Here is a 14,720-nt window from a genome sequence, read left to right as displayed (position 1 = left end):
TTGACCGCCAGACCCTCGGATGGCTCGGTCATCAGCCGATTGTCGACCTGTACCGGTCCCAGGCTCGCACCAGCTGCATCCGGTTGTTGATACCCAGCTTGTGGTAGATGGACCGGAGCTGGGTGTCCACCGTGTGGAACGAGACGAAGAGGTGCCCGGCCGCCTCCTTCTTGGTGGCACCGGCGGCGAGCATCTCGGCCACCCGCTCCTCGGCGGGCGTGAGCGCGTCGATGCCCGTGCGCGGCGACTCATCGACCGACGACCGACGGCGTGGGGTGGCCGCGAGTTCGGCGCATCTCCGGTCGGCGGTCGCCTGGTCGCCCGGCGCGCCGATGCGGGCGTAGAGGGCAGCCGCCTCGTGCGCGGCGTCCCACGCCTCGGTCGGGTGCAGCCGAGGGCTGTTGGCGAGATCGAGCAACGCATCGGCCAGGGCCGGCCGCGCGGTGGTGGTGCGCAGCGCGGCGATCGCCGACCGGAGTGCGTCGGGGTCGCGATCGAGCAGCCCTCTGGTCTGGTCCGCCAGTGCCTGCCACAGCGGGACCGGAGTCCGTGTGGCCACCAGTGCGACAAGTTCGGTGACCCGGTGGGCGGCCTGCGTGTCGCCAGCGGCCACCGCCACGCGGACCAGGCGGGGGCCGAACTGCGGCACCGGCAGGAGCGACCGCACCGACCGGTGCAGGTCGGCGACGATGCTGTTGAGGAGGCTCGACGGCTCGCTGAGGGCCGGATCGCGGACGGCGACGCAGAGGGCGGAGTCCACACCGTACTGTCCGGCCACCGTCTCCGGGTCAGGCAGGTACGCAGGACGGCGCGCGCCGCGTGGTGATCGCCCCGGCGGTGGTGCACCTCCGCGATGACCGTGACCAGCAGGGCACGCGTCTCCTGACTGATGTCCACCGAGTCGGATCCGAGCCTGGTGGCCGCGAGGGCGGCAGCCTCGGGCAACTCGCCCACCGCGACCATCCGCAGGCAGTCCAGGGCGGTCAGGGTGCCGCTCAACGGCGTACCGGTCGAGGTGGTGTCGTCGAAGGCCTGACCGATCGCCGTCCGGGCATCCTGGTGCCGACCGAGACCGAGCTGCACCAGGATTCCTTCGGCTCGGACCGAGGTGACGTCCCGTCGGGCCGCCCTGGCGTCCGGGTCCATGGCCGTCAGGACGCCGTGCGCGCCGGGCAGGTCTCCGTGCGACAGCGCGCGGGCGGCCCGGCCGAGGGCGAGGTGGCGGGCGGATGACCGGTCGCCCGCTGTGGCGTGCGCGGTGCCCGCCTCGCGCAGCAGGGCATCGGCGTCCGGATGTCCGGTGCGGGCAGCGACGGTGGCGATGACGGCGAGCAGAGTGGCCCGGCTCGGGGCATCCAGCCTTTGGTTCAGCGACTCCCGTAGGCCCGCGAGGGCGACCGACGGTGGCTCCAGCGCCGCGATCTGTGCCAGGCGACCGAGCAGCAGGGCACGATGTCGCTCACCGCGGCCATTCGCGGCGATCTCCACCGCAAGGACGCGCAGGGCAGCCTGGCCGCGCCCGTCGAGCCGGAGCTGATCCGACGCGGCGAACAGCCACCGTTGTCGTTGCTCGGCGTCGGCGGCGATGTCGTCAGCCGGGATGGCTCCGGCGTTGAAGGATGATTCGGACAATGGCGTTCTCCCCGGTGGTTACCCGGCGCGTCGAAATGCCGTCCTGCGACCGAGCCTAGCCATGGCGGCAGAGGCCGGGCGACCAGATCGACGAACCGGCGCGATTGCGCCGAATGGCCCACGACGTCCCGGATTTGGCGTGCCGTAATGGCGCGATCACGTGATGCGACGGCGCCGCACCGGCCCCGATCATCGAAAGCATGGCTCACTCCACGTCGCCCCTCGATGGTTGGCTGCCGAGCAGCACAACGGGTCGGCCCGACTGCTGTTCGACAGCCAACGATCGGGGCGAGCAGCCGGGGCGGACCGGGCTTCCGGGCGTGCACCGGCTCCGGGTCGTACTGCTGGCTCTCGTCGTGTTCGCCAGCACCGGGGCGGGTGGCCACGCTCCGCCGTGGACCCGTCTGGTGGTGGTGGCGACCGCGGTGGCGGTTCCCGCCGCGATCGCGCTTCAGTACGGATGGCCCGCGGTGCGCACCCTGCTGGGGCTGCCGTCCCGGCCAGGCCTGCGAGGCGGATCCGTGTCCGCGCCCAGCCCGGCCCGACCGGAGTGAGGAGACAGCGATCATGGCGAACAGCGATCCCCAGCCGCGACGCGGCGACCAGGGCGGCCCGCCCATCCCGGGCCGCAACATCGCACTTGAGCGGCAGAACCCCGACCTGGTGGTGCCGCCGACGACCGACAGTCGACTGGTGCCCAACCTGAAGTTCTCGTTCTCCCAGGCGCACACCCGGGTGGAGAAGGGTGGCTGGACCCGCGAGGTCACCGCCCGGGATCTGCCGATCGCCACCCAGATGGCCGGCGTCCAGTTCGGCTTGGAGCCGGGCGGATACCGCGAGATCCACTGGCACCAGCAGTCGGAGTGGGCGTACATGCTCAGCGGCAGTTGCCGGATCAGCGCGGTCGACCACGAGGGACGCAACTTCATCGAGGACGTGAAGGCGGGCGACCTGTGGTTCTTTCCGCAGGGTGTGCCGCACAACATCCAGGCGCTGGACGAGGGCGCGCAGTTCCTGCTCGTCTTCAACGACGGGGCGTTCTCGGAGAACAACACCTTCCTGCTCAGCGACTTCTTCGCCCACACGCCCCGGCACGTCCTGGCCAAGAACTTCGGCTGGACGATGGAACAGATGGAGAACCTGCCCGAGCGGGAGAAGTACATCTTCCAGGGCGACGTGCCGCCGCCCCTGCAACAGGACCGGGTGATCAGCCCCACCGGTGACATCCCGCGCAGCTTCAAACACCGGATGACCGCCCAGACCCCGCAACGCTTCCGCGGCGGGACGGTACGGGTCACCGACTCGACCAACTTCGCCGCGTCCGTGACCACCGCCGCCGCCCTCGTCGAGGTCGAGCCCGGGGGAATGCGCGAACTGCACTGGCATCCCACCACCGATGAGTGGCAGTACTACATCTCCGGCACCGGTCGGATGGGCGTCTTCGCGGCCCAGGCCGCCGCCCGGACGTTCGACTTCCAGGCCGGCGACGTGGGCTACGTGCCGTTCGCGTACGGGCACTACATCGAGAACACCGGCGATGAACCGCTGGTGTTCCTGGAGATGTTCCGGCATCCGCGCTTCGAGGACATCTCGGTGATGCAGTGGATGGCCAACACGCCCCACGAGATCATCGCGGACACGATCAACGTGCAGAAGTCGATGGTCGACGCCTTGCCGACCACAAAGCAGACGGTGGTCTGACCACTGTGACCGGCCTTCGCGGATCAGCTTCCGACGGGTGCCGGAGAGGTGGGAACCTCGGCGGGTAGTCGGCGTCGGTACACCGCGCCGGCGACGACGTCGATGACGAGGAAAGTGAGCAGGGCGAGCCCGAACGGGAAGCGCCCAGCCGATCGCCACGGTCACCGGTAAGCCGATGATTGCTGCTGGCTGGATGGTGGGCCGCAGCAGGGAGAAAGTTCCGGTCTCAGGGCACGTTGATCGTGAACTCGGCGGTGTGCACCTTGCCGGCGACCTGGAAGTCGAAGAACGCCCGGTACCTGCCCGAACTCGGCGCGGTCAGCCAGAACTTGACCGACCCGTCGACCAGCTCCGGCTCGGGGTGGACGTGCACGTACCCGAGGTCGCCCTCGCGGACGACGACCAGGTGCCCGTACGCGCCCAGGTACGGCTCCAACTGCACCGGGGTGGTCGGAGCGCCGCTGACCTGAAAGTGCATCGGTGCCGTCACCCCCACCGTCGGGGTGCCGTTCATCGACACCGCGTACGGCCCGGCCGTCGCCTGGGCCTGCGCCGGCGGCAGCGCGGTCGGGGTGTGCGCGCCGGGCACGGTGTGGTCGACACCCAGCACGAGAGGGACCTGCGTGCCGTTGGTGGCGGTGACGGAGAAGTCCGCGTAGACGCGGTAGCCGCCGGGCCGGGCCAGCGTCACAGGGACGCTCCAGGTGCCGTCGGGCGCCATCGTCGGGTGGAGGTGCTGGTAGCCGGACAGGTCGCGGCCCACCACGATCAGGTGCAACGGCTTGTCGTGGACGACAGCGAAACGGGTCGCCGGCTGCCGGTCGGTCCCGACGATGCGGAACCGGTAGTCCGCGCGTACACCGGGGGGTTGGGACCGCTCCAGCGGTTGCAGGGTGTACCCACCGGCGCTGACCGTCGTCCCGGTCGCCAGCGTCTCGCCCGTCGCGCCGTCACCGCGATGCGTGTGTGGCCCGGTGCCCGCAGGGTGTTGGTGTCCGTCGGTCGCGGACTCCGCCTGCCCTGCGGCGGGCGGACGGGCGGTGCCGCCCGCCGGGCTCTCGTCGCCGGTCCCGATGCGAGCCAACCCGAACCCGGCCAGCAGGGCGATCACGAGCCCACCGACGAGCAGCGCCAGGTGGGTGTTGCTCAGCCGGGACCCGGGTGTCACGGCGAGGTCCGTGTCGGGCCGTGGGCCGGGGTCGACCGTCGCCGCGCCGACCGTGCCACCGTTGGCCCTGCCACCGCCGACCGTGCCACCGCCGACCGTGCCACCGCCGACCTTGCCGGCGCTGGGCTTGGCACCGACAGTCCTGCCGGCGCCGGTCCTGGTCGTGGAACGGGCGCCGCCGCCGCGTCGACCGGAGGTCGCCGACGAGGTACGGCCCCGGCCGGTGGATTTGCCGGTGGAAGCCGATCGGCGACGCCAGACGACGAATCCGGCCACCGCCCCGGCCGCCGCGACCGCCACCACCCAGCCGACCCAGGCCAGTGCTCCGGGGCCGCTCTCATCGGTCGACCCGGTCGGCGGGGCCGCCGCAGCCGAGGACGGCGGTGCCGCCGGCTCGACCGCGGTGGTCGGAACCGCTGAGGCCTGCCCAGATGATCCGTGCTGCTCGGTGGCGGCCACCAGCGCCGGGTCCGGCTGGGTCGACGGCGGGCTCCACCCCTGCGGCGCTGCCGTCACCCGCCCGTTGTAGCGGAAGGTCAACGTGCCCCGCACGGTGTCGCCGTCCGAGGCGACCGACAGGTAGCTCACCGAGTACTGGCCCTTGGCCGGCAGGTGGGAGACGGGCACAACCGCGGGGAACCCCGTCGTGTACTCCCGTGGCTCGAACTGCCCGTTGACCAGGAAGTACTCCCGCACCGGCTTGTCCAGCGGCTTCGGCTCCCCGTACGACCAGCCGTTGTCGACCCGGACGCCGCCCGGGGCGGTGATCGTGAAGAACGCGTTGGCGGCGGCCTTCTCGGTGAAGTAGAGCTGCACCGACGTCAACGGCTCGCTCACCGTGGCGCCGCTCGCCGGAGTGGACATGGCGAGAGTCCCGTGAGCTGCGGCGGGTTGGGCGGACGCGAGGAGGGCGACCGCCGAGGCGAGGAGGAGCGCGAGGAGGCCCGAGACCACCCGCCCGCAAGTCTGAGGGAGACGACGCATTTGAATATCCTCACCGCCGTGAGACTTTTTTCAAGAGGTGGCGATCTTTTTCCTCAGATGGCAAAAGTTGATGACGAGGACGCCGTGCGGCCGCGGTACGACGCGCCAGGCGGGCGGATTCCCTGGCCAGCTATGCTGCCGACGGCGCTGGTTCGCCCCGTCGTGACCGACTGGGCGTCGTAAGAGGGAACCTGGTGGAAATCCGGGGCTGCCCCGCAGCGGTGAGTGGGAACGACCGCCGTCATCAGCACTGGGCCAGCAGGCCTGGGAAGCGACGGCCAGTAGGGGACCGGCGCGACCGGTCAGGCCCGCGAGTCCGAAGACCTGCCGGCGCCGCGTACACAACCGTGTGCGCTGCCGTCGGCCTCGCACCTGACCCTGTCGCAGATCATGGACCAGCACCACACCAACCTGATGGGTACGGTGCACGGAGGCCGGATCCTCAACCTCATCGACTCCGTCCGCCGGTGTGGTCGCCGCCCGGCACTCCGACGGGCCGGCGGTGACCGCCGCCATCGACGAGACCGCGTTCCTGCGCGCGGTGCGGCCCTTAGTTCCGCTTCAACTCACCGACCTCGTGGCCGGTCAGTTCCAGCGCGGGCACCCGGCAGCAGGCGCGCAGGCGATCGAGCAGACTATGGCATGCCGCCGGATTCACTCGTCACGCCAGCGTCGAAAGCCTGACCGTCGTTACCACCACCGCCTTTACCGCGAAGGCTGCCACGGCGACGCCGGCGGCTCTCGCGGGCGCTCTGGTGGATCGCCTTGCGCGCAGTAGACAGCTCCATTTGCCTGCTGTCCGCCAGGGGCGATGCCCTACGCCGACGCCGCAGTGCCACGACGACGACCAACACAAGGACGACCAGCAGGGGCAAAGCGAGCCACGCGAGGCGAATCCCGGCCACACCTGCAGGGTAGCGGCATCAGTCAATGAAGGGATTCGGACGAACTGCCAGCGTGCCCGACGCGTGCCCGATCTAGCGGTCAACAAGGGTCAGCAGCCGCACCGACGCGGCCTCGGACCGCGCCCTCCGTCCTTCGCGACCAGTCTCACGCCTGCTCACCTCGTAGACCTGATCGGCGACTGGAGTGGCCAAGGCATCTTCCAACCTGACGGTGGGGTAGAGGTCGACGGAGCCGATTCTGGTCAGGGAGCATGTAGCGGTGAGTTTTGATCTTGTGGTCCTGGCAGTCGAGCCTTCCGCGACGGCAAACGATGTGCGGCAAACGGCCGATCACTGCAACGGCATGGAACACCGAGACGGTGAGCTTGACCAGCGGATCGTCTCCTTCTACGAGGAACTGCGTGCGCGCTTCCCGGATCATCCGCCGTACGACCCGGAGTCGCCAGGGATGTCGGCACCTCTCGGTGTCGGCATCGACCACGTGAGCATGAACATCAGCTACTCACCACGCGGCAACGCGGCGGTCGACGTCGTCCTGGACCTGGCGGAGCGGCACGGTCTGGTCATCTACGATCCTCAATTCAACGAAGTCTTCGGCCTGCGCGGGGACTACGAGGTCCCGGTGGGACTGGGTGACTAACTGAGTGACGACCGGGACCGACGTCGGCGGACAACCGTGGACGCGGGAGGACGGGTCTCGCAGCTCACCTGTCGCGAGGGAGCAGGTCAGGCGGTTGTGTTGGTTGCCTGGGGGTCAAGGACTCGGGGGCTCTTGCGATGCGTCGGGCGCAGTCGTGCGAAAGGCCGCTGCCGGCTGGCTAGGTCGCCATCCCTCGCCCAGTGCCTTGCGAATGACTGCCGCGACCTCCGATGGAAGAACGGGGATCGACGGGCCGCCGGTCCAGTTGCTCGGGTGGTCCTGGGGCATGCTAACGAGCAGTACGCTGCCCTTGCAGTCGGCTTGCTCAACGGCGAAAGCGAGTGGTCGCTCACCGAGCGCCTGTGCATAGGTTGGTCTTCCGCGCACTCGCCACCTGTAGAAGACGCCGTCGACCGTGACGAGCCGAGAGCCTTTTTTGTTCAACGCCACGTCGATCCCCTCGCCATCGGATGCCGGTGCCGGCCGCTAACCACGCCGTGCCGGCGGGCGGGGCACAGGGGGGCACAAGACACCGTCAACGTCGTCAAGCGGCCACCAACGATGGCAGCCGGAGACGTCGGCGGACTCGCTCGTACGGATCAAGACGTCATCATGGACGTCCTGGACGGTGACGACGCTGCCACCATCGCCAGATGCGCCTTACAAGCGAGGGGTCCGACGGCCGCGACGGGCGCTGTCACCGGTTGGCTCCGGAGCGCTGAGCCAGTCGGAGAGGCGGGCGGGCCAGTCTTCGTTCCCGAAGTCAGCTCCGACTAAGAGATCACGCCAGTCCTCTCTGGCCAGACTTGAAGCATCGTCGAGCTTGTCGAGTCGGCCCTGAGCGAGGCGCACCACCGCTGCAAACATCCGTTCCGGGTTCTGACGAGAGTCCGCGACTAGTTGATCGAGGCTGTGCAGCCTGCCCACGACCACGTCGGCGTGGTGGGGAAAGTCGGCGTCGATGCGGCGTCGGAGTCGAGGAGAGATGTCCGGCATCTATGGAGCCTACGCGGGTGCCAGGCCGAGCGGGTATCCGCCCGAAGCCAAGCCGGCCCCGCGATCCGCCGAACTGGACTAGCCGCCAAGGTGGACACTGCCAACGTGGCACCCGACCGGCGGCAAGATCCGAATATGCGCGGAATGATCACGCGCAGCCACGGCCGGAATTCAGGCGTACTTCCTGGTAGAAGGAAGGTCGCCGCCGCAAGGGCTGAACCATTCCTAAACCGTGTGCTTGAAGGCCGGCGGCAGCTCGCAGCGCAGGTTGTGATGGCCTGCCTTACTGACGGGTGCCTGCCCGCCTACTTGGGGCACACGCGGGGCACAAGACGGCGTGAAACGTCCGCAACCAGTCGGCAATGACGTGAGCCCAAGACGCGGCGGGACCAGCAGGCCGGTGCAGGTCGCGGGAGCGGCCATCTAAGTTCCGCTTCAACGTCAGATCCTGGCCACCCGTAGGGTCACAGGCGTGAAGTGTCCGCATCGTTCACGGGAGGCGGCGTGCAGGGAGAGGGAGTCCTCGCGGAAGTCGAGCGGGCGCTTGGCGTTCAATTCCCTTCTGACTACCGGGCCTTCATTGCCAGCCGTGGTGGCGTTGACGAGTTCGTCCCCCCGGCGGGGGACTTCCTGAGCATCTACGCACAGGGTCGCCTGATTGAGCTGAACGCGGCGGCGGAGGCGGCAGAGCGCTTTCCCGGTGGGGTGATCATCGGGGGTGACGGTAGCCGGGAGATGCTCACCTACGACTTTCGCCAGCAGCCACCGCCGTTGGTGCTGCTCGACATCACTGCTGAGGGTTGGGACGCAGCGATTCATCAGGCCCCGAGCTTTGCCGCCCTGATGGCTGAATTCCCGACTACAGGTTGGCGCTTCGACGGAGAGGACGACGCCACCGCCTACGACCAGGAGGTCTGGGACGAGCAGGTCCGCCAGCACAAGCACGGCCACCTCAGGAACGAGCGCCCGAAGGTCCGCATCCAGCGCCTCGTCTGACGCCAGAAGTGTATTAGCGGAGTACCGCAGCCATACCAGCCGAACGGTGCCACCGCTGCTGCCGGAGACGGACGGGGACCGGCGTCGCTACCGGGAGGCGGAGATCCGCCGGGAGCACCGGTTGGCCCTGCGGCGGGCGCTGCTCAACGGCGCCGAGGAGGTCTGAGGCGCCGCTCGTAGCGTCGGCGGCCGTGGCCTCGCTGCCGGGAGTGGACGTGGCTCGGTCGCGCCTGGTAGGCAGGCGGACGTGCGAATCGTCTCCCTGCTGCCGGCGGCCACGGACATCGTGGCCACGCTTGGCCTGACCCGGCAACTGGTCGGCCGTACCCACGAGTGTGACTGGCCGCCGGGGGCCCTGGCCGACATCCCGGCGGTGACCGCGACGTCCCTGCCTGAGACCTTGACGAGCCGGGAGATCTCGGCGGCGATCGCCGGTGACGCGCACCGAGGATCGTCGTTGTACCAGCTCGACGTCGCCATGCTGGACGCTTTGAAGCCGGATCTGATCCTGACTCAGGATCTGTGCGACGTGTGTGCGGTCTCCTACCAGCGGGTCAACGACGCGGTTGGCCTGATCGATCTCGACACCAGGGTGATGTCCCTGGAGGCGAGGACCATCGACGGAATCCTGGACACGGTCGATGCCGTGGCTGCGCTGACCGGCACCGAAGGCAGGGCGGCCGAGATCCGAGCCGACGCCGAGCGTCGCCTCGCCGCGCTGCCGGGGTCGGTGCCCGGCGCGCCGACGGTGCTGTTCGTCGAGTGGCTCGACCCGTTGATGCCGGGCGGGCACTGGGTGCCGGAGCAGATCACCCATGCGGGTGGGCGGTCCCTGCTGCTCGGGCCGGGTGCGCACAGCACCCCGCACCTGTGGTCGGTGGTCGCGGACCTGGCTCCCGAGGTGGTGGTGTTCGGGCCGTGCGGGTTCACGCCCGAGCGAACCTTCGACGAGCTGTCCGTGGCGAGCGCGCAACCTGGTTGGGCGGACCTGCCCGCGGTGCGTCAGGGGCAGGTGTGGGTGGTCGACGGCCCTGCCTACTTCAACCGTCCCGGCCCGAGGGTCGTCGACGGCGCGGAGATCCTCGCCGGCATCCTCGCCGGCCGTCCGGACTCCCGCGCTCGGCGGGTTTCCGCCGACGTCCTTTGACACTGCCGCACCCGAGCGGCCGGTGCGGATGTCGGTGGGCGCGCAGCCAGGGGCCGCGGTGTGGCGGCGCCACCTCGGCGGCCGAGACGGGTGCTGACGTGCCGCTCGCCGGTCCTGATTGCATCGTCGCTCAGACGGATAGCACCCGTTCGGTGCTGCCCTCAGGCCTCGCCACGTTCATCACCATTCGCGCCGTCCGCCGGCCGTTCCAGTCGATGAGGCCGATTGTGAGCGCGACGATACCGCCAGGGATGACGACAACTCCGGCGCCGAGCCAGGATCCGAACACTATGAGTGCCAAGCATGCTGCGGGCTGCGTCCAGCCCGGAAGCTTGTTCCACCACGCGCGGCGCAGCACGGCTCGTGACCATTGCTCGACGATCCCGGCCACCGCCGGGTTCGGGTGCGGCTGGCCACGGCCGGCCCTACGGATTGCCTCCCGTCGCTCCGGTCCGCTGGGTCCCACTGTTGGTGGGACCCAGCGGATGCCGCAGCGTCCACCGTCCATCGCAGCAGGTCGAGGGTGTGGTCGACCAGTGGCCGGTCCAGCCCGGTGGTGGGCTCGTCGGCGATGAGCAGCGACGGAACGGGTGCCAGCGCGAGCGCGGTAACCAGACGCTGCGCCATGCCGCCGGACAGTTCGTGGGGGTAGCGGTCCAGGTAACAGTCGGTGGTGACGGTCGAGGTCGAGCGGCTAGGGTTCCGGGATGTTCCGCGCCGTCGTGTTGATCGCTGCTGTGGTGCTCGCCGCGGATCAGCTCACCAAGTACTGGGCCGAGTCCGCGCTGTCCGACGGGCAGAGCATCACCGTCGTCGGTGAGCTGCTGCAACTGCGACTCGTCTACAACCCGGGTGCCGCGTTCTCGATCGGCGCCGCGTACACCTGGATCTTCGCTGTGTTCGCGGCCGCGGCGGTGGTCGCGGTGACGGTCGTGGCGCGGCGGGTCACGTCGCGCGCCTGGGCGGTGGCGTTGGGGCTGGTGCTCGGCGGCGCGACGACCCACCTGCTGGACCGTCTCTTCCGCGAGCCGGGGTTCGCCCGGGGGCACGTGGTGGACTTCATCGACTACGCGGGGTTCTTCGTCGGCAACGTCGCCGACATCGCGCTGGTGGTCGGCGTGGGTGTCGTCATGGTGCTGAACCTGCGGGGCATCCCGCTGCGGGAGGAGACCCCGTCAGGCGACGAGCAGGTGGCGTCACGCTCCTGAGGGGCCGTCGACCAGCACGATCTCCAGCCGGCGCGGCCCGTGCACACCCTCGACCCGGTTGAGCTCGATGTCGCTGGTCGCGGACGGACCCGAGATCCAGGTCTGTGCCGCGCGCGGGTCCAGCCGGGTCAGCGCCTCCGGCAGCAGGCCGACGACCTGGTCGGCGCGGACGACGCAGATGTGTCGGTCGGGCACCAGGGTGAGCGCTCGTCGCCCCTGTGCCGGGCCGGCGTCGAGGATGATGGTGCCCGTCTCGGCGACCGCCACGGCGCAGCCGGTCAGGACCGCGTCCATCGCGTCGAGGTCGGCCGGTGTCAGTGGGGGAGCGTCGCGGTGCACCTGCCCGGCGTAGCCGGTCAGCCAGCCGGCGGGGACGTCGACGGGCACGGCGAGCCGGTCCACCTCGGCCAGCAGCCCGGGCAGAGAGCCGATGCCGTGATGGACGACGGCCCGGTAGTCCTCCAGCCGGTCGACGAGGATGGCGACCGGGTCGGGGCGGTCACCGACCCGGCGGTACCGGCGGGGCACCTCCACTGGCGGCGGGTCGTCGGCCAGGGCCGTGCGGAGCCGCGCCAGGATCTCGTCACGTGCGGTCACTGCTTTCCCCACCATTCTCGGAAGGTCTGCGCCGCGGGCAGCGGCAGGTCACGCGACCGGGTCCACGCGGAGGCGGGCCAGGGCAGCCGGCGCAGCGTCCGAGCCCCGGTACGCCGTTCGCGGTACGCCCCGAGGGGGCCCGCGCCGGTCCGGGCCAGGCGCAGGGCCGCGGCCCAGCGCCGAGGGCTGCGCATCACCCACGACAGGACGCCCATGGTGGCGCGTTCGGCCAGTGGATGCGGTGCCTGCTGGCGGAGGTGGACCAGGATCTCCGGAATGTTGATTTTCACGGGACACACGTCGTAGCAGGCGCCGCAGAGGGTCGACGCGTACGGCAGGGACGCGTTGTCGGCCACGCCGGTCAACTGAGGTGACAGGATCGCCCCGATCGGCCCCGGATACACAGAGCCGTACGCGTGCCCGCCGGCCCGCTCGTAGACGGGGCAGACGTTCAGGCAGGCCGAGCAGCGGATGCACGACAGCGCCGGCCGCCCGACCGGGTCGGCCAGTACCGCGGAGCGTCCATTGTCGACCAGCACCACGTGCACGTCCTGTGGCCCGTCACCGGGGGTGACGCCCGTCCACATCGAGGTGTACGGGTTCATCCGCTCACCGGTCGACGATCGCGGCAGCAGTTGCAGGAAGACCTCCAGGTCGGTGAAGGTCGGCAGCAGCTTCTCGACGCCCACGACGCTGATCAGCGTCTCCGGGAGGGTGAGGCACATCCGCCCGTTGCCCTCGGACTCCACGACCACCAACGTGCCGGTGTCGGCGATGGCGAAGTTGGCGCCGGACACGGCCACCCGGGCCGAGAGGAAACGTCGGCGCAGATGCGCGCGGGCCGCCTCGGCCAACGCGGACGGCTCGTCACTGAGGTCGGCCGGCACGTCGGGCATTCGACGCTGGAAGATCTCCCGGATCTGCGCCCGGTTGTAGTGGATCGCCGGCACCAGGATGTGCGAGGGCGTGTCGTCGCCGAGCTGCACGATCAGCTCGGCCAGGTCGGTCTCGTACGCGGCGATCCCGGCCGCCTCCAGGGCCTCGTTGAGCTCGATCTCCTGGGTCGCCATCGACTTGACCTTCACGACCTCGTCGGCCCCGGTGGCCCGGGTCAGCTCGACCACGATCCGGCAGGCCTCGGCCGCGTCCCGGGCCCAGTGCACTGTGGCGCCGGCAGCGGTGGCGGACGCCTCGAACTGCTCCAGCAGCTCCGGCAACCGGCGTTGGACGTCCGCCTTGATCGCGGAGCCGGCGTCGCGGAGGGCCTCCCAGTCCGGTACCTCGTCGACGACCCGGGCGCGTTTGTCCCGGATGGTGCGGGTGGCCCGGTGCAGGTTGGCGCGCAGTTGGGTGTCGGCGACGGCCGGTCTGGCCGCGGTCGGGAAGGGCAGTGGCGTGCGGATGCGGCCGCTGCCGGTGGCCGGTGCGACCGGACGGTTCATGAGGCGGCTCCCGTCGCGGCGAGGATCTCGGCGTAGTGCACGGCCCGCACGCCCGACCGGTGGCGGTCCAGGCCGCCCCCGATGTGCGCCAGGCAGGAGTTGTCGGCGGCGGCGAGCACCTGCGCTCCGGTCTCACCGACCCGGGCGCACTTGTCGGTGAGCATCGCTGTGGAGACGTCCGGGTTCTTCAGGGCGAACGTGCCGCCGAAACCGCAGCACTCCTCGGCGTCGGCCAGCTCGACCAGCCGGATGCCGCGAACCTGACGCAACAGTTGCAGCGGGCGGTCGCCCAACCGCAGCATCCGCAGGCCGTGGCAGGTGGGGTGGTAGGTGACCGTCTCGGGGAACTCGGCGCCGACGTCGGTGACGCCGAGGACGTCGACGAGCAGCTCGGACAGCTCGTAGGTGCGGGCGGCCACCGACGCGGCGGGCGGGTGCAGGTGCGGGTACTGGTCGCGGATCATCGCGGTGCACGACCCGGACGGCACGACGACGGCGTCGTAGCCGTCGAAGACGTCGACGTAGTTGCGCACCATCGGCATCGCCTCGGCCCGGTAGCCCGTGTTGGCGTGCATCTGCCCGCAACAGGTCTGGCGGGTGGGGAAGTCGACGGTGTGGCCGAGCCGCCGCAGGATGCGGGTGACGGCGATGCCGGTGGCCGGGTAGGCGACGTCGTTGACGCAGGTGATGAAGAGGGCGATGCGCATGGCGACTCCTCGCGTGTGTCGGGGGCGGGATCACACCGGGTCGCGCGGTGTTCCGGGGTCGGGGAGCTGGTCGAAGGCGGGCAGGTGGCGCTCGCGGGCGGCGGTCAGGTGGGCCCGCATCGCCTCGGCAGCCGCCTCGGAGTCACCCGCGGCGATGGCGGCGGCGATGCGTTGGTGCTCGGTGTTGGTGTCCGGAGCGCCGGTGACCGGAAAGTACAGCCGGTGCAGGTGCAGGTGCGAGTGCAGCCGCGTGACGCTGTCGCGCAGCAGGGGGCTGCCAGCGACCTCGGCGATCAGGTCGTGGAATCTCGCGTCCAGCGCGGTGAAGGCGGCGTGTCGGCGGTAACCGTCGCCGGCCTCCACATCGATGCTCGCCGCGGCCTCGGCGGTGATCCGCTGTCGTTCCTCGGTGGAGGCGTTTGTGGCGGCCCGGCCGGCGGTGGCGCCCTCCAGCAGCAGGCGGACGTCGAACAGGTCGTCGAACTCGGCGCGGCTCAGCAGGGGCGTGGTGGTGTAGCCGGACAGGGGGCGCTTGCGGACCAGTCCGTCGGCTTCCAACCGGGCGAGGGCCTCGCGGACCGGTGTGGGGGAGACGTC

Annotated in this window: 15 protein-coding genes, 2 pseudogenes and 1 riboswitch; of the genes and pseudogenes, 9 read left to right on the top strand and 8 right to left on the bottom strand. The window is 70.2% G+C overall.

Annotated features, from left to right (window positions below; translation table 11 throughout):
* Nucleotides 1–31: 31 nt before the first annotated feature.
* Nucleotides 32–778: a helix-turn-helix transcriptional regulator gene (locus tag AC3CF1_RS06700; protein WP_488449840.1), complete on the bottom strand. Its 747-nt coding sequence runs from the start codon at nt 776–778 to the stop codon at nt 32–34.
* 111 nt (nt 779–889) lie between these two features.
* On the opposite strand from AC3CF1_RS06700, the gene AC3CF1_RS06695 reads away from it, so the two are divergent.
* The 4 genes from AC3CF1_RS06695 (at nt 890) to AC3CF1_RS06680 (ending at nt 3,333) form a co-directional block, all read left to right on the top strand.
* A complete protein-coding gene (locus tag AC3CF1_RS06695) occupies nt 890–1,036 on the top strand; it encodes a hypothetical protein (protein WP_488449839.1) in 147 nt (48 codons plus the stop codon).
* 416 nt (nt 1,037–1,452) lie between these two features.
* Nucleotides 1,453–1,623: a hypothetical protein gene (locus AC3CF1_RS06690; RefSeq protein WP_488449838.1), complete on the top strand. Its 171-nt coding sequence runs from the start codon at nt 1,453–1,455 to the stop codon at nt 1,621–1,623.
* A gap of 209 nt (nt 1,624–1,832) precedes the next feature.
* A complete protein-coding gene (locus AC3CF1_RS06685; RefSeq protein ID WP_488449837.1) occupies nt 1,833–2,186 on the top strand; it encodes a hypothetical protein in 354 nt (117 codons plus the stop codon).
* Between the two features lie 13 nt (nt 2,187–2,199).
* Entirely contained in the window at nt 2,200–3,333 is a 1,134-nt protein-coding gene (locus tag AC3CF1_RS06680; protein ID WP_088948859.1) for a cupin domain-containing protein, read from the top strand.
* Nucleotides 3,334–3,559: 226 nt separating this feature from the next.
* Here the strand turns inward: AC3CF1_RS06680 and AC3CF1_RS06675 are convergent, their stop codons facing one another.
* The gene (locus AC3CF1_RS06675) at nt 3,560–5,365 is read right to left on the bottom strand and encodes a copper resistance protein CopC (protein ID WP_488449836.1); all 1,806 of its coding nucleotides are present in this window, start codon (nt 5,363–5,365) and stop codon (nt 3,560–3,562) included.
* Between the two features lie 251 nt (nt 5,366–5,616).
* Nucleotides 5,617–5,831: riboswitch (cobalamin riboswitch) on the top strand.
* 818 nt (nt 5,832–6,649) lie between these two features.
* Here AC3CF1_RS06675 and AC3CF1_RS06670 point away from each other — a divergent pair.
* From AC3CF1_RS06670 to AC3CF1_RS06655, 4 genes and pseudogenes are all read left to right on the top strand, one after another.
* Nucleotides 6,650–7,030, top strand: a complete 381-nt coding sequence (locus AC3CF1_RS06670; protein WP_488449835.1) for a hypothetical protein — start codon at nt 6,650–6,652, stop codon at nt 7,028–7,030.
* Between the two features lie 1,473 nt (nt 7,031–8,503).
* Nucleotides 8,504–9,022 carry an SMI1/KNR4 family protein gene (locus AC3CF1_RS06665; RefSeq protein ID WP_327644603.1) on the top strand — a complete coding sequence of 173 codons (519 nt, stop codon included), beginning with the start codon at nt 8,504–8,506 and terminating at the stop codon, nt 9,020–9,022.
* A gap of 40 nt (nt 9,023–9,062) precedes the next feature.
* Nucleotides 9,063–9,188: pseudogene (locus AC3CF1_RS06660) on the top strand (acyl-CoA thioesterase); the annotation flags it as partial.
* An 81-nt stretch (nt 9,189–9,269) separates the two neighbouring features.
* Nucleotides 9,270–10,169, top strand: a complete 900-nt coding sequence (locus AC3CF1_RS06655; protein WP_355159895.1) for an ABC transporter substrate-binding protein — start codon at nt 9,270–9,272, stop codon at nt 10,167–10,169.
* 130 nt (nt 10,170–10,299) lie between these two features.
* Here the strand turns inward: AC3CF1_RS06655 and AC3CF1_RS06650 are convergent, their stop codons facing one another.
* Entirely contained in the window at nt 10,300–10,560 is a 261-nt protein-coding gene (locus tag AC3CF1_RS06650; protein ID WP_355159897.1) for a hypothetical protein, read from the bottom strand.
* 119 nt (nt 10,561–10,679) lie between these two features.
* Nucleotides 10,680–10,829, bottom strand: a pseudogene (locus AC3CF1_RS06645) (ATP-binding cassette domain-containing protein); the annotation flags it as partial.
* A gap of 47 nt (nt 10,830–10,876) precedes the next feature.
* Here AC3CF1_RS06645 and lspA point away from each other — a divergent pair.
* Complete coding sequence (gene lspA, locus AC3CF1_RS06640; protein ID WP_355159899.1) at nt 10,877–11,377, top strand: signal peptidase II; 501 nt, start codon at nt 10,877–10,879, stop codon at nt 11,375–11,377.
* Here the strand turns inward: lspA and AC3CF1_RS06635 are convergent.
* From AC3CF1_RS06635 to AC3CF1_RS06620, 4 genes are read right to left on the bottom strand one after another with little or no spacing between them, the layout of a single operon-like run.
* On the bottom strand, nt 11,366–11,974 hold the full coding sequence (locus tag AC3CF1_RS06635) for a LutC/YkgG family protein (RefSeq protein ID WP_488449834.1): 609 nt from the start codon (nt 11,972–11,974) through the stop codon (nt 11,366–11,368). The two genes, lspA and AC3CF1_RS06635, sit on opposite strands and share 12 nt — an antisense overlap.
* A complete protein-coding gene (locus tag AC3CF1_RS06630; protein WP_488449833.1) occupies nt 11,971–13,416 on the bottom strand; it encodes a LutB/LldF family L-lactate oxidation iron-sulfur protein in 1,446 nt (481 codons plus the stop codon). Before AC3CF1_RS06630 ends, AC3CF1_RS06635 begins: the two co-directional genes overlap by 4 nt.
* Nucleotides 13,413–14,123 (bottom strand): (Fe-S)-binding protein, encoded by a 711-nt coding sequence (locus AC3CF1_RS06625; RefSeq protein WP_088948842.1) that lies wholly within the window; start codon nt 14,121–14,123, stop codon nt 13,413–13,415. Before AC3CF1_RS06625 ends, AC3CF1_RS06630 begins: the two co-directional genes overlap by 4 nt.
* A 30-nt stretch (nt 14,124–14,153) precedes the next feature.
* On the bottom strand, nt 14,154–14,681 hold the full coding sequence (locus tag AC3CF1_RS06620) for a GntR family transcriptional regulator (protein ID WP_488452045.1): 528 nt from the start codon (nt 14,679–14,681) through the stop codon (nt 14,154–14,156).
* Nucleotides 14,682–14,720: the final 39 nt, after the last annotated feature.

The sequence above is a fragment of the Micromonospora sp. MGP-C2 genome (assembly GCF_057766525.1).
Note: the sequence above shows the minus strand (reverse complement) of the source record. Positions and strands in the feature narration are given on the sequence as shown.

Bases quoted from the DNA above. Each gene is read 5' to 3' on its own strand.
- lspA (WP_355159899.1), top strand. From the start codon at position 10,877: ATGTTCCGCGCCGTCGTGTTGATCGCTGCTGTGGTGCTCGCCGCGGAT.
- AC3CF1_RS06675 (WP_488449836.1), bottom strand. From the start codon at position 5,365: ATGTCCACTCCGGCGAGCGGCGCCACGGTGAGCGAGCCGTTGACGTCG.
- AC3CF1_RS06695 (WP_488449839.1), top strand. From the start codon at position 890: ATGTCCACCGAGTCGGATCCGAGCCTGGTGGCCGCGAGGGCGGCAGCC.
- AC3CF1_RS06625 (WP_088948842.1), bottom strand. From the start codon at position 14,123: ATGCGCATCGCCCTCTTCATCACCTGCGTCAACGACGTCGCCTACCCG.
- AC3CF1_RS06690 (WP_488449838.1), top strand. From the start codon at position 1,453: ATGTCGCTCACCGCGGCCATTCGCGGCGATCTCCACCGCAAGGACGCG.
- AC3CF1_RS06630 (WP_488449833.1), bottom strand. From the start codon at position 13,416: ATGAACCGTCCGGTCGCACCGGCCACCGGCAGCGGCCGCATCCGCACG.
- AC3CF1_RS06680 (WP_088948859.1), top strand. From the start codon at position 2,200: ATGGCGAACAGCGATCCCCAGCCGCGACGCGGCGACCAGGGCGGCCCG.
- AC3CF1_RS06685 (WP_488449837.1), top strand. From the start codon at position 1,833: ATGGCTCACTCCACGTCGCCCCTCGATGGTTGGCTGCCGAGCAGCACA.